Below are 19395 nucleotides of genomic sequence, written 5' to 3'. Positions count from 1 at the left end.
CGACGCCCTAGAAGCGCACCAGCAGCGCCACCGCGATGCCCAGCGCCAGCACGGCCGCGGTGGCGATCAGCCACCAGACCTCGCCACGCGGGCCAGCGTCCTCTTCCGGCAGACGCTCGGAAGCCGGATCGGGGCGGGCAATCTCGGGCTCGGGCTCCAGGCCGGGGGCATCGACCACGAAACGGTGCATGCCCAGCCCGATCTGGTCGCCCGGGCGCAACGTGGCCTGGCTGACCGGCACGCCGTTGACGCGCAGCGGGTAGCGGGACGACTGCTGACCGGCCTCGAGCAGCAACTGGCCCTCGCGCCAGAAGATCGCCAGCGAGGCGCTCTCGCCCTGCGGCAACTCGAGCGGGACCCGGCCCAGCGGCCCCAGCTCCAGCTTGTCCTGCAGCGAAAGCACGCGCCCGGACAGCGGGCCCGCCACCGCGCGCAGCGCCACCGTGCACCGCCCCTCGGCGGGAACCGTCACCGGCAGGCTATGCGCGGGCTCTTCCTCCATGCGCAACAACATGCGGCAATCGCCGACGCTGAGGATGTCGCCTGGACGCAACAACGCCTTTTCGCGCACGGGGCGTGCGTTGACATAGATGCGTCCGCCCTGGGGCAGCACCTGCAACACCCAGCCACGCCGGTCGATCTGGATCCGCAGGTGATACGCCCCCGCCTGGTGCGCGGCGAGGATCAGATCGTTGTCCGGCGCGCTGCCGATGCGCAGCGCAGGAGCGTCCCAGTGAAAGTCCTCTCGGGCTGAATTGGGAAACTCGATGCGCATCGCTGAACCGCTGAATAGACGCGGGGACTCTAGCAGATGCGCGCACGTTCTTAGCGCTTCTCCCACAATGCTGCACCGGCCCGTTCACCGTGCCCGAAGGCCGGGTTTGCGCAGTGAATGCCGTACCATGTGTGTTTTAAGCCGGAGCCACTCCATGCCCAAGATCGACATCCGCCGCCCCCACCAGCTCACCGTGGCCGAAGCCCGTGCCGTGGTCGACAAGGTGGCAGCGCGCATGCACGAGAAGTTCGGCATGGAGGGTCAGTGGCAGGGCGATACCTTGCGTTTTTCCCGCCCGGGCGTGAACGGCAGTATCGCCGTGGGCAGCGACGCCGTCCAGGTCACCGCCGAGCTGGGGATGATGCTGGCCCCGCTGAAGGGGATGGTCGAGCAGGAGATCCGTCGCAAGCTCGAAGAGCATTTCGGCTGATGATTCTTTAACCATCACGAATTCCGTGGCATAATCGATGGCTTACGCGGCCATGACGGCTGCTCTTGCCCCCACCGGAACGCATGGCCAAAGACGACGTCATCGAAATGGAAGGCACGGTCCAGGAGACCCTGCCCAACACCATGTTCCGCGTGCAGCTGGAAAACGGCCACGTCATTACGGCCCATATCTCCGGCCGCATGCGCAAGCACTACATCCGCATCCTCACCGGCGACAAGGTGAAGGTGGAGATGACCCCGTACGACCTCACCAAGGGTCGTATCACCTACCGAATGAAGTAAGCCCAGGCTCCTCCTGCAGGAGTGCACCCGGCGCACGAAGCCTACGGGGCGCTGACGACCCAGGGGTCGCTGCCACAGCCCCCAAAAGAAGGCCGCGCCATGCGCGGCCTTTTTCGTACCCCCTCACCGACGACAAGCCGAAGGCACCCGCGTCCGCGCCTGGTTTTTTTGCAGGAATGCACCCTGTGCGCGGTACCTAACGAACCGCTGAAGCCACCGGGATCGCGCAGGGCGCGCCCCAAAAAAAAGGCCGCGCAGTGCGCGGCCTCTTCGTTGCGACCGGGTGCCCGGTACTCAGGACACCGTGGCCGGCTGCGTTTCCGCCGCCTCGGTACTGACCACCAGCTCGCCGTCCTTGACGCTCAGCGAGACCTTGCCGCCCTCGGCCAGCTTGCCGAACAGCAGCTCGTCGGCCAACGGACGCTTCACCTTCTCCTGGATCACGCGGGACATCGGGCGCGCGCCCATCTGCGGGTCGAAGCCATGCTCGGCCAGCCAGCGACGGGCATCGGCGTCGACGTCCAGCGAGACGTGCTTCTCCGACAGCTGCGACTCCAGCTCGATCAGGAACTTGTCCACCACGCGCAGGATGTGGTCGAAGTCCAGCGCATTGAACTGGATGACGGCATCCAGGCGGTTGCGGAACTCCGGCGTGAAGGTGCGGCGGATCACTTCCATCGCGTCCATCGAATGGTTCTGCTTCACGAAGCCGATGCCGCGGCGCGAAGCCTGCTGGGCGCCGGCATTGGTGGTCATCACCACGATGACGTTCTTGAAGTTCGCCTCGCGACCGTTGGTATCGGTCAGCACGCCGCGATCCATCACCTGCAGCAGGATGTTGTAGACATCCGGATGCGCCTTCTCGATCTCGTCGAGCAGGAGTACGGCATGCGGATGCTTGGTCACCGCCTCGGTGAGCAGGCCGCCCTGGTCGAAACCGACATAGCCCGGAGGCGCACCCACCAGGCGCGAGACCGAATGCGCTTCCATGTACTCGGACATGTCGAAGCGGATCATCTCGATGCCCAGCTGCATGGCCAACTGGCGGGTCACTTCGGTCTTGCCTACGCCGGTGGGACCGGCCAGCAGGAAGCAGCCGATCGGCTTGGCCGGGTCGGCCAGGCCCGAGCGGGCCATCTTGATGGAGGCGGCGAGCGCCTCGATGGCCTGGTCCTGCCCGAACACCACCATCTTGAGGTTGCGCTCGAGGTTCTTGAGCACGTCACGATCCGAGGCCGAGACCTGCTTGGCCGGGATGCGCGCCATCTTGGCGACGATGTACTCCACCTCGGGCACGTCCACCTTGCCGGTGCGCTGGTCTGCCGGCAGCAGGCGCTGGCGGGCACCGGCCTCGTCGATCACGTCGATGGCCTTGTCCGGCAGCAGGCGGTCGGGAATGTGCTTCACCGACAGGTCCACGGCGGCCTTGAGGGCCTCGGTGGTGTAGGCGACGTTGTGGTGCTCCTCGAAGCGCGAGCGCAGGCCCTTGAGGATCTCGAAACTGTCGGCCACGGTCGGCTCGACCACGTCGATCTTCTGGAAGCGACGGGCCAGCGCGCGGTCCTTCTCGAAGATGCCGCGGAATTCCTGGAAGGTGGTGGAGCCGATGCAGCGCAGCTCGCCGGAGGCCAGCATGGGCTTGATCAGGTTGCTCGCGTCCATGGTGCCGCCCGAGGCGGAACCGGCGCCGATGATGGTGTGGATCTCGTCGATGAACAGGATCGCGCCCGGCTGCTTCTTCAGCTGGCCGATCACCGCCTTCAGGCGCTTTTCGAAATCGCCGCGATACTTGGTGCCGGCGACCAGGGCGCCCAGGTCCAGCGACCAGATGGTGGCGTTCTCGAGCACTTCCGGCACGTCGCCGTCCACGATGCGCTTGGCCAGGCCTTCGGCCAGGGCGGTCTTGCCCACGCCGGCCTCACCCACGTAGAGCGGGTTGTTCTTGCGGCGGCGGCACAGCACCTGGATGGTGCGCTCGATCTCGTCCTGGCGACCGATCAGCGGGTCGATCTTGCCTTCCAGCGCCAGTTCGTTGAGATTGCTGGCGTATTCGCTCAGCGGGTTGCCCTTGGGCTCCCCGTCCTCGCTCTCGCGCTCGCTGCCCGGCATGCTGCTGGACGGCTCGTCGCCGATCTTGGCGATGCCGTGCGAGATGTAATTGACCACGTCCAGGCGGGTGATCTCCTGCTGGTGCAGGAAATACACGGCATGGGAGTCCTTCTCACCGAAGATCGCCACCAGCACGTTGGCGCCGGTGACCTCCTTACGGCCGGAGGACTGCACGTGGTAGACCGCGCGCTGCAGGACGCGCTGGAAGCCCAGCGTAGGCTGGGTGTCACGCTCGTCACCATGCGGCAGGACCGGTACGGTTTCGGCAATGATCTTTTCCAGTTCGCGCGTCAGGCGCGGCAGGTCGACGCCGCAGGCACGCAGGGCGCCCAGGGCCGACTGGTTTTCCGTAAGGGCGAGCAGCAGGTGCTCCACCGTCATGAACTCATGACGCTGCTCGCGGGCCTGCTTGTAGCACTGGCCAATGGTGACTTCGAGATCCTTGCTGAACATCCGGACCTACTCCGCTTGAATGGTAGGCGGCCACGCCGCGATGACTACCAAATGGGGGTGCTCAGAGCTTTTCCATAGTGCACAACAAAGGGTGCTGATGAGCACGTGAATATTCATTTACCTGAGTGACCTTGGTTTCGGCCACCTCACGGGTAAATACACCACAAACGCCCTTCCCTCGCGTATGGACATGAAGCATGACCTGCACGGCGCGCTCCTGGTCCAGATTGAAGAAACTGCGCAGCACTTCGACCACGAAATCCATCGGGGTGAAATCATCGTTCAGCAGCACTACCTGGAAGAGCGGGGGGCGAGCCACTTCCGGTCGCGAGGTTTCCAGCGCCAGGCCGTGACCGCTGCCTTGTTCGTGTTCGGGTTCGTGAGCCATGGGTTCTACGTGAGATTTCCTGAGGAAAAGTATAACGCCGGGGCCTGCGCAGGGCCTGTGCCCTGGGGCGCAGCGTCCCGTGAAGGCAGCTTGGCTTCAGGTAATGGCACAATGGCCGCTTTTCCAGTGGCGTAGCCGCCGCCATATATCCCCCATGGCCGACTCCTCGCTCATCACCTCCCGCGCCGTCTGGTGCCCGCACGTCACGGTGGCGTGCGTGGTGGCCGATGGCAACCGCTTCCTCATGGTCGAAGAGGAGGTCAACGGCCGCCTCGTCTACAACCAGCCAGCCGGTCATCTGGATGACAGGGAGAGCCTGGTCACCGCGGCCGCGCGTGAAACGCTGGAGGAAACCGGCTGGACCGTCGTCCCCGAGCACCTGATCGGCGTTCACCAGTGGCGCAGCACCGAGCACGGCGACGGCGTGGTGCGTTTCAGCTTTGCCGCCCGCGCGATCGGGCACGACCCTGCCCGCACCCTTGACGAGGGTATCCGGCGCGCCCTGTGGCTGACCCGTGACGAGATCGTTGCGCTGGGTGACCGCCTGCGCAGCCCCCTGGTGCTGATGAGCATCGATGCCTGGCTTTCCGGCCAGCGTCACCCGCTGGCCCTGCTGCACAGCCTGCTGGCCGAGGATGCCTACCCATGAAGGTGATGCTGGGCATTTCAGGAGGCGTCGACTCCTCGGTGGCCGCCCTCCTGCTGCAACAGGCCGGCCATGAGGTCGAGGGCCTGTTCATGCAGAACTGGGAGGAGGACGACCGGGACGGCCCCTGCACTGCCGACGCCGACCGCAAGGACGCCGTGGCCGTATGCGGGCGCCTGGGCATTCCTTTCCATGCCCGCAATTTCGCCGCCGAGTACTGGGACGGCGTGTTCGAGCATTTCCTGTCCGAGTATCGCGCCGGCCGCACGCCCAACCCGGACGTGCTGTGCAACCGCGAAATCAAGTTCAAGACCTTCCTGGACGAGGCCCGGGCCCTCGGCGCGGACAAGATCGCCACCGGTCACTACGCCCGGGTCGATTTCCACGGCGGCCAGTACCGCCTGCTGCGCGCCCTGGACGCGTCCAAGGACCAGACCTACTTCCTGCACGCACTGGGCCAGCAACAGCTGGCAGCCACCCTGTTCCCGGTGGGCGAGATAGAAAAGACCCGGGTGCGCGAAATGGCCCAGGCGGCCGCGCTGCCTACCCACGCCAAGAAGGACTCGACCGGCATCTGCTTCATCGGCGAGCGCGATTTCCGCAGCTTCCTGGCCCAGTACATCCCCGCCCAGCCCGGCCCGATGCGCACCCCGGAGGGTGAGACGGTGGGCGAGCACCAGGGCGTGATGTACTACACCCTGGGGCAGCGCAACGGCCTGGGCATCGGCGGCCGCCACGGCGCCAGCGGCGATGCCTGGTATGTGGTGGGCAAGGACGTACCCAACAACGTGCTTTACGTGGCCCAGGGTGGCGAGAATCACTGGCTGTACTCGCGCCGCCTGCATGCCGAACCGCCGAGCTGGGTGGCCGGTGAGCCACCCGCCCGGCGCTTCCGCTGCACCGCCAAGACGCGCTACCGCCAGGCCGACCAGGCTTGCGAGGTGTTCGTTCGCGAGGATGGGCTGGAGGTGGTGTTCGATGAACCGCAGCGTGCGGTGACCCCAGGCCAGTCGGTGGTGTTCTACGACGGCGAAGCCTGTCTCGGCGGTGCCGTGATCGACCGCACCGACGCCCCGTACGGCGGCTGGAATGATGCAGCCCCATCCCCTCAGTCCCTTGAGTCCCTTTCCGGTGTTTGAAGCCTTTGCCATGAATGAAGAGCGCGTACTGGCCCTGGCCGGACTGTTCCAGGCCACCACGCTCGCCCAGCAGCTGGCCAACGATGGCCGCTGCGACGACATCGCCATGGCCGCCAGCATGGCCAGCGTGTTCCGCATCGACGCCCCTTCGGTGGTCGGCGTGTTCGGCGACGTGGCGGCCGTGCGGCTGGGCCTGCGCCAGCTGATCGCCCTGTTGGACGAGAGCAACCGCGACGTGGCGGTGACCCGCATGGCATTTACCGTGATGCGGCTGGAGCGCAGCCTGTCCCGTCGCAGCGACCTGCTCGACCGCCTGCAGCAGGGCATCGTCGCCAGCCAGCGCCAGGTCGAGCACTTCGGCCCGGATTCACCCCAGGTGATGAAGCGCCTGGCCGACCTCTACGCCAGCACGCTCTCCACCCTGAAGCCGCGCGTGATGGTCACCGGTAATCCGCAGCAGCTGCAGCAGCCTGCGGTGGTGGAGAAGGTGCGTACCAGTCTGCTCGCCGCGGTACGCTCCGCGGTGCTGTGGCGCCAGCTGGGCGGCCGCCAGTGGCAGCTGCTGCTCTATCGCAAGCAGTGCAGCATGCTGGCCCGCGGGCTGCTGACCGGCTCGACCATCAACAACACCTGATTGATATCGAGGCCGGGTTGGGTCGCGCACAGGGTGCGCTCCTACAAGGGGATCGCGCACCGGTGGACGCTACCGTCAATTCACCGGGCCGAATCCCGCTCCCGCCCCGACACGATCAGCCACAACGCGGCCACCACGCTCACCGCCGCCGTCATCGCCACGTAGTGGGCCGGCGCCATGCGCCCTGCCCGCTCGGCCAGGTAGCCGATCAAGGTCGCGGTGCTGGCACCGAACACGGCATAGGCAACGTTGTAGGCAAAGGAAATGCCCGAGTAGCGGATGGGCGCCGGGAACGCCATCACCATGATGGTCGGCACCACACCTACCGCGCCCACGAGGAAGCCGGTGAGCGCGTAGAGCGCCAGGAAATGTGAGCCGCCCGCTGCAAGGTCGGCAAACAGCGCATAGGTAACCGCCACCAGCGCCACCGAGCCCAGCAGCAGCGCCCGCGCGGCACCGATGCGGTCGGTCAGCCAGCCATAGGCGATGCAACCCACGCCCAGGCAGAACGCGGCCAGGCTGTTGCCGAGGAAGGCCAGGTCCGGCGCGATGCCGAACGATTTCTGCACCAGGGTCGGCAGCATCAGGATGAGCACCAGGATCGCCGCCGTCAGCATCCAGGTCACCGCCATCGACAGCACCACGCTGCCGCCATGCCCGGCCAGCACCGTGCGCAACGGCAGTTCGCGGCTGAGCGCCTTGCGCTCGCGCAACTCGGCGAACACCGGCGTCTCGCTCAGCCAGCGGCGCAGCCATACCGCGATGAAGCCAAACACGCCGCCCAGCAGGAACGGCACGCGCCAGCCCCAGCCCATCACCTGGGCGGGCGACAGATGGTGATTGATCCAGGCCGCGGTGAGTGAGCCAATCAGGATGCCCACGGTCAGGCCTGAGGTCAGGCAGGCGCAGGCGAAGCCGACGCGTCCGCGCGGTGCGTGCTCGGCCACGAAGACCCAGGCGCCCGGCACCTCGCCGCCGATCGCCACGCCCTGCACCACGCGCAACAGCAGCAACAACAATGGGGCCAGCGCACCGATGCTGGCGTAGACCGGCAGCAGGCCGATGGCCAGGGTCGGCAGCGCCATCAGGAACACGCTCAGGGTGAACATGCGCTTGCGTCCCTGGCGGTCGCCGAAGTGCGCCATCACGATGCCGCCGAGCGGGCGCGCCAGGTAGCCCGCCGCGAAGATGCCATAGACCTGCAGTTGGGCCAGCCAGGGCGCCGTATCGGGCGGAAAGAACAGGTGGCTCAGTGGCAGCGCGAAGAACACGAACACCACGAAGTCGTAGAACTCCAGCGCGCCGCCCAGCGAGGCCAGCAGCAGAGTCTGGATGTCCCGTCCGGCCAAGGCGCGGCCGGGGCCCGTGATTGGCGAGGTGCTGGCAAAGACTTGCGACATCGGCGGTCCTGCGGGCTCGGTGTGGGCGTCGGGGCAGCATACACAAGGCTGCGGCAATCTTGTCCCGGCGGCTTCATCCAATCGCGATGCCTGGTTTTGCTAGCCTATGCCCGCCCCGGGCCATGGCCAGGGTCAGCACCGGATCGGGAGCACAGTGAAAGTCACGCAGGATGCGCGCGAGCTTTCCCCTGAAACCTGCAAGGAGAGTCCCCATGAGTATGGGCAAGCGTTTGGGAGCTGAATTTTTCGGTACGTTCTGGTTGGTCTTTGGCGGTTGCGGCAGCGCGATCTTCGCCGCGGCATTCCCCGAGCTGGGCATCGGCTTCGCCGGTGTGGCGCTCGCCTTCGGCCTCACCGTGGTCACCATGGCCTATGCGGTGGGCCACATTTCCGGTGCGCACTTCAACCCCGCCGTGACCGCAGGCATGTGGGCCAGCGGCCGTTTTCCCGCCAAGGATGTGGTCCCCTACTGGATCGCCCAGGTGGTGGGCGGCGTGGCGGCAGGCGCCACGCTCTACCTGATCGCCAGCGGCGGGCCGGGGTTCGACCCCGTCGCGAGCGGCTTCGCTTCCAATGGCTACGGTGATCATTCACCGGGGCACTATTCGCTGCAGGCCTGCATGGTTGCCGAATTCGTGCTGACCGCATTCTTCCTCATCGTGATCAACGGCTCCACGCACAGGCTTGCACCAGCGGGTTTTGCGCCCCTGGCTATCGGCCTGACCCTCACGCTCATTCACCTCATCTCCATTCCCATCACCAACACCTCGGTCAATCCGGCCCGCAGCACGGCGGTTGCCGTGTTCCAGGGCAGCTGGGCCATGGGCCAGCTATGGATGTTCTGGCTGGTTCCGCTCATCGGCGGCGTGGTGGGTGGCCTGATCTATCGCCACCTGCTGGACTGGCACGACTGATAAGCGCAGCCCTCTCCCAGGCAGGGAGAGGGCTGCCGGGGCTTACTGCTCGTACAACTCGATCGGCAGGTCATCCGGATCGGCGAAGAAAGTGAAGCGCCGGCCAGTGTATTCGTCCACGCGTACCGGCTCGCAGGCCACGCCCCGCTGCGCCAGCGTGGCGATCACCGCGTCGATGTCCGGCACCGCAAACGCGAGATGCCGCAGCCCCTGTGCCTCGGGTCGTGATGGTCGGGACGGCGCCCCCGGGAACGAGAACAGCTCAAGGCTCACGCCGGGGCTGACTTCCAGGTCCAGCTTCCATGAATCGCGCTCGGCACGATAAGCCTCGCGAATGATGCGCAGCCCCAACGTCTCGCTGTAGAACGCCCTGGACCGCGGATAGTCGGAACAGATCAGGGCGACGTGGTGGATCGCCGTCAGCAACGGGCGCGTCATCCGCTCAGGCCTCGGAGAACGGAAAGCTCAGCACGTCGGCAATCGCATCGGTGCCCACCAGGCACATCAGCAGGCGCTCGATGCCCATGGCGACGCCGGCACAATCGGGCATGGCGTCCAGTACCTCGAGCAGGCGCTCATCGATCGGCACCTCACGCTGACCGCGCGAGCGACGCACCGCATTGTCGCGCTCGAAGCGCTGCCGCTGCTCGGCCGCATCGTTGAGCTCGTGATAGCCGTTGGCCAGCTCGTAGCGGCCCAGGTACACCTCGAAGCGCTCGGCGATCGGCGGATCACCGCGACGCACCTTGGCCAGCGCGCACTGGCTGGCCGGATAATCGTGGATCACCGTGATGCGGTTGGACGGAAAGGTCGGCTGCAGCCGGTGGGTGATCAGCAGGTCCAGCCAGTCGTCGCGGGTGAGGCCGTCCGGGTTGACGTACGAGTCGCCCATCGCCGCCTGCAGCTCCTCGATCGGCGAGTGCGCCGGATCGATGCCCAGTTCGTCGATGAACAGCTGCCGGTAGCCTTCGACCCAGACCTCGGCACGCCGGCCCACCATGGCCAGCGCCGCCTCAACCAGGGCAATGGTCTCTTCCATCAGCCGGTGGTGGTCCCAGCCCACGCGATACCACTCCAGCATGGAGAACTCGGGATTGTGGCGGCCACCCGCCTCGCCGTTGCGGAACACGCGACCGAGCTCGTAGCAGTCGCCCACGCCGGAGGCGAGCAGCCGCTTGAGCGGATATTCCGGCGAGGTGCGCATCCAGCGCTCCGGTGAGCCGGCATCGACGTGACCGCTGAAGCGCGTGCTGAAGCTCTCGATGTTGGGGTCGGTATTGCCCGCCGCGGACAGGATCGGGGTCTCCACTTCCAGCACGTTGCGTTCGGCGAAGAAGCTGCGGATCAGCGCATACACCCGTGCGCGCAGATGCAGCCGGCCGGCGAGATGCAGGTTCATGCCCCGCCCTCGTGTTCGGCCAGCAGGGCCAGCAGCTGCGCCTCGTCCCACACCGGCACGCCCAGTTCCTGCGCCTTGTCCAGCTTGGAGCCCGCCGCTTCGCCGGCCACCACGAAGCTGGTCTTCTTGGAGACCGATCCGGCCACCTTGGCGCCCAGCGCCTCCAGCCGCTCCTTGGCCTCGTCGCGGCTGAGCGAGGACAGCGTGCCGGTGAGCACCACAGTCTGCCCTTCCAGCGCGGCCTGGGTAGTCCTGGACGACTTCGGTATCGCCTCCAGCAGTTCGTGCATCGCCTCGTCGGCCTCGCGCAACGGCTTGAGGTTCTTCTCGTGGGCGAGGAAGGCCTCCAGGCCGGCCGAGGCGGCCGACGGCAGGCCGGCGGGCACCCAGTGCGAGGGCCCGGCGGCGAGCAGCTTGTCCAGCGTGGGGAAGTGCTGGGCGAGCAGCCTGGTGCTCTTGGGGCCGAGCTTGTTGATGCCGGCCATGTCCAGCAGCACCGCCAGGTCCAGCTGCTGGCGCAGCTTGGGCGAGGGATGCGTTTCATCGGAGAACACGATGCCCGAAGCCAGCAGCGCGTCCACCACTTTCTGGTTGCCCTTCTGCGCGAAGAAGCCAGCAATGGACGCCGCCACTTCGTTGCCGATGTCCGGCAGCACGCGCAGCACCGGCGCCGGCATGCGGCGGATCACCGCCAGGCTGCCCAGCCACGTCGCCAGCGTCTTGGCCGTGCTCTCGCCGATATGCATGATGCCCAGCCCGAACAGGAAGCGCGGCAGCGTGGTGTGCTTGCTGGCCTCGATCGCCTCGATCAGGTTCTCGGCCCACTTGGTGGCCACCTTGCCCTGCTTGACCGTCTCCGGCGTGGTGTCGTCGCGCTCGTCCGCGCGGCGCTTCATTTCCAGGAAGTCATCCAGCGTGAGCTTGTAGAGGTCGGCCGGGGTGTGCACATAGCCGAAATCCACCAGCGCATCGACGAAACGCTCGCCGAGACCATCGATGTCCATCGCGCGGCGCGCGGCGAAGTGGATCAGCGCCTCCTTGCGCTGGGCCGGGCAGATCAGTCCGCCCGAGCAACGCCAGGCCGCTTCGCCTTCCTCGCGCAGCAGCGCCGAACCGCAGACCGGGCAATGCGTGGGCATGTGCCAGGGATGCGTATGCGGCGGGCGCTGCTCGGGAATCACGCGCACCACTTCGGGAATCACGTCGCCGGCGCGGCGCACGATCACGGTGTCGCCCACGCGCACGTCCAGGCGCGCCACCTGGTCGGCGTTGTGCAGGGTGGCGTTGGTGACGGTGACGCCGGCCACCTGTACCGGGGCCAGTCGCGCCACCGGGGTGGCGGCGCCGGTGCGGCCGATCTGGATCTCGATCGCCTCGACCGTGGTGGTCTGCTCCTGCGCCGGGAACTTGTGCGCAATCGCCCAGCGCGGCGCGCGCGAGACAAAGCCCATCACTCGCTGGCCTTCGTAGTCGTCCAGCTTGTAGACCACGCCGTCGATGTCGTACGGCAAGCTGTCACGCTTGGCGCCGATGCGCCGATAGTAGGCGATCAGCCCATCGAGCCCCTTGGCGGTATCCACCTCCGGCGATACCGGGAAACCCCAGTCGCGCAGCTTCGCCAGCGTTTTCGAATGCGTCGGCGGAAGCTCGCCGCCCTGCACCTCGCCCACCGCATAGGCGAAGAAGCTGAGCTTGCGCTTGGCGGTGATGGCCGGATCGAGCTGGCGCAGCGAGCCTGCCGCGCCGTTGCGTGGATTGGCCAGGGTCTTCTCGCCGTGCTCGCGGGCGCGTTCGTTGAAGGCTTCGAAATCCTTGCGCAGCATGATTACCTCGCCCCGCACCTCCAGCACGCGCGGCCAGTCGTCGCCGCGCAGGCGCAAGGGAATGGCGCGCACGGTGCGCAGGTTGGCGGTGACGTCCTCACCAGTCTCGCCATCGCCACGGGTGGCGCCCTGCACGAACACGCCGTCCTCGTAGCGCAGGCTGATCGCCAGGCCGTCGAGCTTGGGCTCGACCGAGAACACCGGTTGGCGACGATCCAGCATCTGCTCGATGCGACGCTCGAATTCGGCCACTTCGCGGAAGCGTTCGCGATCGGTGTCGCCGTCCTGCTCGAAGGCGTTGTTGAGCGAGAGCATCGGGATGGCATGGCGCACTTCGGCGAAGCCACCCTTGGCCCGGGCGCCCACCCGGCGCGTGGGCGAGTCGGGCGTGGCGAGCTCCGGATCCGCCTGTTCCAGCGCCTCCAGCTCGCGCAAGGCCATGTCGTAGTCGTGGTCGGTGATCTCGGGATCATCGAGCACGTAGTAGCGGTAGTTGGCGCGCTCGATCTTTTCGCGCAGTTCGGCGGCGCGGACGCGCCCGTCGTGGGCGTGGCTGTGGCTCATGCGGGGCTCCTCATGAGCGGGAGTTTACCGATTCGCGGCGCGTTATAGGCCTCGCCACGCCTTTGCCGCGATCAACGGCGACGCAAAAACACGCCGCCGTCACGCCATGCTCACCGATGCAGGTCGCCGGCAGACTCGGGCTGGTATTCGATGTCGAGCACGCGCAGGCTGCGCACGCGGCCATCAGGCGTCGGCCAGTCGATGCGCTGCCCCACCTTCAGCCCGATCAGGGCGCTGCCGACCGGGGCCAGGATGGACACGGCGCCGGGCGCACCCGCCCCATTCGGGTAGACCAGGCTGATGGTGAGTTCGTCGCTGGAATCCTCATCCTGGAAGGTCACCACCGAGTTCATCGTCACCACGTCGGCCGGGATCGCCGACGGCTCCACCACCTCGGCCCGATCCAGCTCGGCGCGCAGCGCTTCGTACTGCACGGCCTGCACCGGCGGCATGCGCTCCAGCAGCGCTTCGATGCGCTCCAGGTCCAGGCGGGAAATGACGATGGGTGGCTTGCTGCTCATGGTGACTCCTGTCGATGGATGCCCTTGCATCCGTAGTGCGGGTGGCCAAAAAGACGACGCGCCGGGACGAAGCCGTCCCGGCGCGCATGGCCGATGAACCAATGCGGCGCCTCCAGGGCCCCGCCGCGACCCCATGCCTTCTGCCGACGATTGACGCGGCGAGCACATGCAGGCCCTAAGATGAAACGGCCCTGACTTTGGACGCGCCCGCGACCAAAAGCAAGCTGCCACAGCAGGTATCATGGAGGGCCATGCCAGAGAACATCGCCGCCACGGAGGCCAACCTCCCCGTACCGCCCTCAGGCGAAAACGCAGCGGTACCTGCACAACCACCCCAGTCGTCACGCGCGCGCTATCGCGGGCTGATCTGGCTGGTGGCTGCAGCCTTCTTCATGCAGGCGCTGGACTCCACCATCGTCAACACGGCGGTGCCAGCCATGGCCGACGCGCTCAACGTCACCCCGCTGGGCATGCGCACCGCGCTCACCAGCTACGTGCTGACGCTGGCCATCTTCATCCCCGCCAGCCCGTGGCTGTGCGATCGTTTCGGTACGCGACGCATCTTCGCCGCGGCGATAGCCACCTTCACCATCGGCTCGCTGCTCTGCGGCATCGCCCAGACCTTGCCGCAGCTGGTGGCCGCCCGCGTGCTGCAGGGCCTGGGCGGCGCGGCACTGATGCCGGTGGGCCGCTACGTGCTCGTGCGCAGCATCGACAAGCGCGAGTTCGTGAGAGCCATGAGCACGGTGGCCACGGTGGGCCTGCTCGGTTCCGTGCTGGGTCCCCTGCTCGGCGGCGCGCTGGCCGAATACACCTCGTGGCGCCTGATCTTCCTGATCAACGTACCGGTAGGCCTGATCGGCCTGTGGAAGAACGGCAGCGAGATGCCGGACTACCGCCTCGACGACGTGCACGCCTTCGACTTCCTTGGCTTCCTGCTGTTTGCCGCCGCCTCGGCCATGTTGCTGACGGCATCCGAAGTGGCCAGCGGCGGCGGCCACGAATGGGTGCGTATCTCCATCTACGGCGTGCTCGCCATCGTGTTCGGCTGCGTCTACGTGTGGCACAGCCGGCGTACCGATCACCCGGTGGCCGACCTGAGCCTGCTGCGCGTGCGCAGCGTGTGGGTGTCGCTGGCCGGCAACCTGTTCACCCGCCTGGGCGTGTCGGGCATGTTCCTGCTGCTGGTGCTGTTCCTGCAGGTGGGTTGCGGCTGGTCGCCATTGATGGCCGGCCTGATGATGGTGCCGCAGGCACTGGGATCGATCACCGCCAAGTGGGGCATCAACCGCCTGCTCAACCGCTTCGGCTACCGCCGCCTGCTGTTCACCAACACCCTGGTGGTGGCCGCCCTGCTGGCCTCGTTCGCCCTGCTCGGCAAGGGCTCGCCGATGTGGGTGATCGCGCTGATGGTGTATGTCTACGGCGGCTTCATGGGCATGCAGTACACCGCCATGAACACGCTGATCTACAGCGACCTCGACGTGAAATTCGCGTCGCAGGCGTCGTCCATGGCGTCCACCGCGCAATACCTCTCGATGAGCTTCGGCATCGCGCTGGCCTCACTGCTGATGGAGGCCCTGCTGCAGGGGCATGCGCACGACGACTACATCCCCGCCTTCCGCTGGACCGTGCTGCTGCTGGGCGTAGTGACCGCCACCGCCAGCTGGGTGTTCAGCCGGCTCGCGCCTGACGGCCCGTCGCGCCATGCGACGGCAGGCAACAAGGCGGCATAGCTGCGTCCAAGCATGTAGGATGCGGCGCATTCCCCGCTGACTTGTCTTGCGCATGCACCACGCCGGCGACATCCTGCTTACCCTCTTCACCGTCTTCGTCGCCGCCCAGATCGGCGGCGAAATCGCGCAACGCCTTCGCCTGCCCGGAGTGGTCGGCGAAATCGCCGCCGGCTGCATCATCGGCCCCTCGGTATTGGGCTGGATCACGCCCGAGCAGATCAGTGCCGGCACGCCGCTCGACGTGCTCGCCGAGATCGGCGTGGTCCTGCTGCTGTTCTCGGTAGGCCTGGAAACGCGCCTGGAGGACCTCAAGAAAGTCGGCAAGATCGCCTTCCTGGTCGGCGTGCTCGGCGTGATCGTGCCGTTCGGCATGGGCGGCCTGTGGGCACACCACAGCGGCTTCGACTGGAGCCGTTCGCTGTTCGTGGCCGCGGCCTTCGTCGCCACCTCGGCCGGCATCACCGCCCGCGTGCTGCAGGAGCTGGGCGCGTTGCAGCGGGTAGAGAGCAAGGTGATCCTGGGTGCGGCGGTGATCGACGACATCCTCGCCATGCTGCTGCTCGGCGTGGTGGTGTCGCTGCAGGGGGGCGAAGGCTTCGACCTGCTGCACCTCGTGGGCGTGCTCGGTGGCGCCATCGGCTTCATCGCCATCATCGGCATCGGCGGCGCACGCGTGATGCGCTGGAACTCCAGCTGGCTGGACAAGCCGCTCAACCCCGACTCTGCCATGGCCATCGTGCTGGCCCTGTGCCTCGGCCTGGCCTATGTCTCCACGCGCTTCGGTCTCGCCGCCATCATCGGCGCCTTCCTGGCCGGCATGATCGCGTCGGAAACGCGCCAGCAACACACGCTGGAGCGACAGGTGCAGCCGCTGCTGGGCCTGCTCACGCCGTTCTTCTTCGTCATCACCGGCAGCAAGATCGACCTGCATCAGCTGACCAGCCTGGAAGCCGACCTGATGCTGCTGGTCGCCACCGTCATCGCCATCGTGTCCAAGCTGATCGGCGGCTTCCTCGGCGCGCTGTCACTGCGCCCGCGCAGCGCCACCATCGTCGGCTTCGGCATGGTGCCGCGTGGCGAAGTCGGCGTGGTCATCGCCAGCCTGGGTCTTACGGCGGGCGTCTTCAGCGACCAGATCTACGCCATCATCGTGGCGATGTCGCTGCTGACGGCGATGGTGACGCCACCGGTGCTCGCCTGGCTGCTGCGCCGGAGCAATTCGACGCAGGCGCCCTGACAAGCCCGCTCACGTCTCGCGCATGGACTGGTAGCTGGCCAGCGCCACGCCGCGGCTGTGCTGCAAGTCCACCATCGGCGCAGAATAACCACTGCGGCGCAGCAGCGCCGGATCCTTCCACGGCTCGTGCAGCAGGCGCGTGGGCGCATCCGCCAGCTCCGGCAACCATCGCCGCAGGTAGCGCCCTTCGGGATCGAACTTCAATGCCTGGGTGACCGGGTTGAATACGCGGAAATACGGCGCGGCATCCGCGCCGCTGCCGGCCACCCACTGCCAGCCCAGCGTGTTGTTGGCCAGGTCGGCGTCCACCAGCGTGTCCCAGAACCAGCGCGCACCGTGGTGCCAGTGCTGCCGGAGGTTCTTGCACAGGAAGCTGGCGACGATCATGCGTACGCGGTTGTGCATCCAGCCGGTGTGCCAGAGTTCGCGCATGCCCGCATCCACCATTGGAATGCCGGTACGCCCACGACGCCAGCGCAGCAGCAGCGCGGCGTCGTCGGGCGCCCAGCGAAAGCGGTCGAATTGCGGGTTGAAGTTCGCCGTCGGCGTGCCCGGAAAGTGATACAGCAGGTGCTGGGCAAACTCGCGCCACCCCAGCTCGCGCAGGTAGGGCTCGATGTCCGGCCCGCGACGTGCGGCCAGCTGATGCTGGATCTGCCGCACGGATATCTCGCCGAAATGCAGGTGCGGAGACAGGCGCGAGGTGCCATGGCGCGCCGGCAGGTCGCGTGCGATGGCGTAATCGGCCAGGGAGTCGTCGGCGAAGATCTCCAGCAGCTCCTGGGCGCCCGCTTCGCCGGGCCGCCACGCCTCGGCGAGTCCGCCGTCCCAGCGGATGCGGGGGAGTAGCGACAACGCATCCAGCGGCATCCCGCCCGAGATCGCGACAGCGCGCAAGGCCGGCGGCGCGGGCAAGGGATCGGCATCATCCAACCGCGCACGCAGGTTGCGCCAGAACGGCGTGAACACGCGATACGGCTCGCCCTGCCCATTGGCAAGCTGCCACGGCTCGGACCACAGCGACGCATTGAAACTGTGGGCGCCCACGCCCTGCTCGCGCAGCGCGGTCTTCACTGCGGTGTCGCGCGCTGTCGCCGCGGGTTCGTACAGGCGATTCCAGTAGACCGCGCTCGCGCCAGCCTGGGCCACGAGGCCGTGCAGCGTAGACAGGCTGTCGCCTTCTCGCAGGTGCAGTTCGACACCGTGCTCGCGCAGCTGTTGTTGCAAGGCGGCAAGCGAGTGATGCAGCCACCAGCGGCTTGCCGCCCCCGGCGCCCAGTCGCCCTCTTCATGCGGCGCGTGGATGTAAAGCGGAAGGATGTGATCATGCCGCGCGCAGGCGGCGCTCAGGGCCGGGTTGTCGACCAGGCGCAGGTCGCGGCGAAACCAGACGATGGCAGTGCTCATCACCGCAGCTTAGACAGGCCGGGCCCCATTGTGAGCCCGGCCTTTGGGCCATAGCGGCGCCACCGTTGCGGCGGCGCCGTCATGCGAGGCTCAGAGCTCGACGACGTCGAAGCGACGATCGGCCGGAACGTCTTCCTCGTAGTTGACGTCTTCGCGTGCAAAACCGAACAGGCGCAGGAAGTCGTGCTTGTAGCCGGCATAGTCGGTGAGCTGGTTGAGGTTCTCCGTGGTCACGGTCGACCACAGCGCCTTGCATTCCTGCTGCACGTCGTCACGCAGCTCCCAGTCGTCCAGGCGCAGGCGGCCATCGCTGTCGGTCTCGGTCGCCTGGCCGTCCTTGCGGTACAGGCGATCACGGAACATGCGGTTGATCTGCTCGATGGTGCCTTCGTGGATGCCCTTTTCCTTCATCACGCGGAAGGAAATGGCGATATACAGCGGCAGCACCGGGATCGCCGCGCTCGCCTGCGTCACCACCGACTTCATCACGCCGACATAGGCGTCCAGATGCTCGGCCTTATGCTCGGCGACCAGCTGCTTGGCCGTGTTGTCCAGGTGCTGCTTGGCCTGGCCCAGCGTGCCGTGCCAGTACATCGGCCAGGTGATTTCGGTGCCGATGTAGCTGTAGGCCACCGTCTTGGCATGGTCGGCCAGCACGCCGGCCTTGCTCAGGGCGTCGATCCAGAGCTTCCAGTCCTCGCCGCCCATCACCTTGACCGTGTCCTTGATCTCCTGCTCGGTGGCCGGCTCCACCGACGCCTTCACCACCGTGTCGCGGTTGGTGTCGATCGAGTTGGCGATGAAGGTCTCGCCGATGGTCTTGAGCGACGAGCGCACCACTTCGCCCGTATCCGGCAGCTTGCGCACCGGCGAGGCGAGCGAGTAGACGACCAGGTCGATCTTGCCGCCCATTTCGTTCTTGATCATCTCGATGGCGCGCTCGCGCGTCTCGTTGGAGAACGCGTCGCCATTGATCGAACGGCTGTACAGGCCCGCCTGCTTGGCGAACTTGTCGAACGCCGCGGAGTTGTACCAGCCTGCCGTGCCGGTCTTGGTGTCGCTGCTGGGCTTTTCGAAGAACACACCCAGCGTCGCCGCGCCGTAGCCGAAGGCCGCGGTGATGCGCGAGGCCAGGCCGTAGCCGGTAGAGGCACCGATCACCAGCACGCGCTTGGGACCCTCACCCAGGTCGCCCTGCGCCTTGGTGATATTGATCTGCTCCAGCACGTTGCGCTCGCAGCCGACCGGATGGGCCGACACGCAAATGAAACCACGCACCTTGGGATTGATGATCACGCGATGACTCCTGGAGGATGACGCAAACCCGTATGTTAACCCGGGCCCGGGGCCATGCGCTGCCGTAGGGATGCACGCCCCGGGCCGGCGCCGTCGGCTGCGGACGCTCCTTGGCCAGCCATTCACGCCTGTTCGATCCGTCCCGACCTAGCATGCGCTGGCCAGAACCCGGCCGCCCAACCGCCCAGCCCTCCGGAACGGCGACCCACCCAAGGGAGGCGC

Annotated in this window: 18 protein-coding genes; 8 read left to right on the top strand and 10 right to left on the bottom strand. The window is 66.9% G+C overall.

Annotation, left to right across the window (positions count from 1 at the left end; genetic code table 11):
- Positions 1-7: 7 nt before the first annotated feature.
- Positions 8-775, bottom strand: coding sequence for an FHA domain-containing protein (locus DVU99_RS14950; RefSeq protein ID WP_114241032.1), 768 nt, complete (start codon positions 773-775; stop codon positions 8-10).
- Positions 776-929: 154 nt separating this feature from the next.
- Between DVU99_RS14950 and DVU99_RS14945 the strand changes: the two genes are divergently transcribed.
- Both DVU99_RS14945 and infA read left to right on the top strand, forming a co-directional pair.
- On the top strand, positions 930-1205 hold the full coding sequence (locus DVU99_RS14945; RefSeq protein ID WP_114241031.1) for a polyhydroxyalkanoic acid system family protein: 276 nt from the start codon (positions 930-932) through the stop codon (positions 1203-1205).
- An 83-nt stretch (positions 1206-1288) separates the two neighbouring features.
- Entirely contained in the window at positions 1289-1507 is a 219-nt protein-coding gene (gene infA, locus DVU99_RS14940; protein WP_019466733.1) for a translation initiation factor IF-1, read from the top strand.
- 294 nt (positions 1508-1801) lie between these two features.
- Here infA and clpA read toward each other — a convergent pair whose 3' ends face one another.
- Together clpA and clpS are read right to left on the bottom strand one after the other, a co-directional pair.
- Positions 1802-4069 (bottom strand): ATP-dependent Clp protease ATP-binding subunit ClpA, encoded by a 2268-nt coding sequence (clpA, locus tag DVU99_RS14935; RefSeq protein ID WP_114241030.1) that lies wholly within the window; start codon positions 4067-4069, stop codon positions 1802-1804.
- A 61-nt stretch (positions 4070-4130) separates the two neighbouring features.
- Positions 4131-4457 carry an ATP-dependent Clp protease adapter ClpS gene (gene clpS / locus DVU99_RS14930; protein ID WP_019466735.1) on the bottom strand — a complete coding sequence of 109 codons (327 nt, stop codon included), beginning with the start codon at positions 4455-4457 and terminating at the stop codon, positions 4131-4133.
- A gap of 154 nt (positions 4458-4611) precedes the next feature.
- Here clpS and DVU99_RS14925 point away from each other — a divergent pair, with 154 nt between their 5' ends.
- Genes DVU99_RS14925 through hflD form a run of 3 tightly spaced genes read left to right on the top strand, consistent with a single transcriptional unit; the run spans position 4612 to position 6876 of the window.
- On the top strand, positions 4612-5106 hold the full coding sequence (locus DVU99_RS14925) for an NUDIX hydrolase (protein ID WP_114241029.1): 495 nt from the start codon (positions 4612-4614) through the stop codon (positions 5104-5106).
- Positions 5103-6242 (top strand): tRNA 2-thiouridine(34) synthase MnmA, encoded by a 1140-nt coding sequence (gene mnmA, locus DVU99_RS14920; protein ID WP_114241028.1) that lies wholly within the window; start codon positions 5103-5105, stop codon positions 6240-6242. The genes DVU99_RS14925 and mnmA overlap by 4 nt, the downstream gene beginning before the upstream one ends.
- 10 nt (positions 6243-6252) lie before the next feature.
- Positions 6253-6876, top strand: coding sequence for a high frequency lysogenization protein HflD (gene hflD / locus DVU99_RS14915; RefSeq protein ID WP_114241027.1), 624 nt, complete (start codon positions 6253-6255; stop codon positions 6874-6876).
- An 80-nt stretch (positions 6877-6956) separates the two neighbouring features.
- Here the strand turns inward: hflD and DVU99_RS14910 are convergent, their stop codons facing one another.
- A complete protein-coding gene (locus tag DVU99_RS14910; protein WP_114241026.1) occupies positions 6957-8276 on the bottom strand; it encodes an MFS transporter in 1320 nt (439 codons plus the stop codon).
- Positions 8277-8488: 212 nt separating this feature from the next.
- Between DVU99_RS14910 and aqpZ the strand changes: the two genes are divergently transcribed.
- Positions 8489-9190 carry an aquaporin Z gene (gene aqpZ, locus DVU99_RS14905; RefSeq protein ID WP_198670346.1) on the top strand — a complete coding sequence of 234 codons (702 nt, stop codon included), beginning with the start codon at positions 8489-8491 and terminating at the stop codon, positions 9188-9190.
- A gap of 42 nt (positions 9191-9232) precedes the next feature.
- Here the strand turns inward: aqpZ and DVU99_RS14900 are convergent, their stop codons facing one another.
- From DVU99_RS14900 to rnk, 4 genes are all read right to left on the bottom strand, one after another.
- Positions 9233-9628, bottom strand: coding sequence for a VOC family protein (locus tag DVU99_RS14900; RefSeq protein WP_114241024.1), 396 nt, complete (start codon positions 9626-9628; stop codon positions 9233-9235).
- A gap of 4 nt (positions 9629-9632) precedes the next feature.
- Positions 9633-10589, bottom strand: a complete 957-nt coding sequence (gene epmA, locus DVU99_RS14895; protein ID WP_114241023.1) for an EF-P lysine aminoacylase EpmA — start codon at positions 10587-10589, stop codon at positions 9633-9635.
- Positions 10586-12976, bottom strand: a complete 2391-nt coding sequence (gene ligA, locus DVU99_RS14890; protein ID WP_114241022.1) for an NAD-dependent DNA ligase LigA — start codon at positions 12974-12976, stop codon at positions 10586-10588. The genes epmA and ligA overlap by 4 nt, the downstream gene beginning before the upstream one ends.
- Positions 12977-13086: 110 nt before the next feature.
- Positions 13087-13497 carry a nucleoside diphosphate kinase regulator gene (gene rnk, locus DVU99_RS14885; protein WP_114241021.1) on the bottom strand — a complete coding sequence of 137 codons (411 nt, stop codon included), beginning with the start codon at positions 13495-13497 and terminating at the stop codon, positions 13087-13089.
- Between the two features lie 251 nt (positions 13498-13748).
- On the opposite strand from rnk, the gene DVU99_RS14880 reads away from it, so the two are divergent.
- Both DVU99_RS14880 and DVU99_RS14875 read left to right on the top strand, forming a co-directional pair.
- Complete coding sequence (locus tag DVU99_RS14880) at positions 13749-15233, top strand: MFS transporter (RefSeq protein ID WP_114241020.1); 1485 nt, start codon at positions 13749-13751, stop codon at positions 15231-15233.
- 52 nt (positions 15234-15285) lie between these two features.
- Complete coding sequence (locus tag DVU99_RS14875) at positions 15286-16470, top strand: cation:proton antiporter (protein WP_114241019.1); 1185 nt, start codon at positions 15286-15288, stop codon at positions 16468-16470.
- A 9-nt stretch (positions 16471-16479) separates the two neighbouring features.
- Here the strand turns inward: DVU99_RS14875 and DVU99_RS14870 are convergent, their stop codons facing one another.
- Together DVU99_RS14870 and fabV are read right to left on the bottom strand one after the other, a co-directional pair.
- Positions 16480-17877 carry a deoxyribodipyrimidine photo-lyase gene (locus DVU99_RS14870; protein ID WP_114241018.1) on the bottom strand — a complete coding sequence of 466 codons (1398 nt, stop codon included), beginning with the start codon at positions 17875-17877 and terminating at the stop codon, positions 16480-16482.
- Positions 17878-17967: 90 nt separating this feature from the next.
- On the bottom strand, positions 17968-19173 hold the full coding sequence (fabV, locus tag DVU99_RS14865) for an enoyl-ACP reductase FabV (RefSeq protein ID WP_114241017.1): 1206 nt from the start codon (positions 19171-19173) through the stop codon (positions 17968-17970).
- Between the last annotated feature and the right edge of the window lie 222 nt (positions 19174-19395).

This window comes from Dyella sp. C9, assembly GCF_003332825.1.
Classification (GTDB): domain Bacteria; phylum Pseudomonadota; class Gammaproteobacteria; order Xanthomonadales; family Rhodanobacteraceae; genus Dyella.
This window is presented reverse-complemented; position numbering and strand designations above follow the sequence as displayed.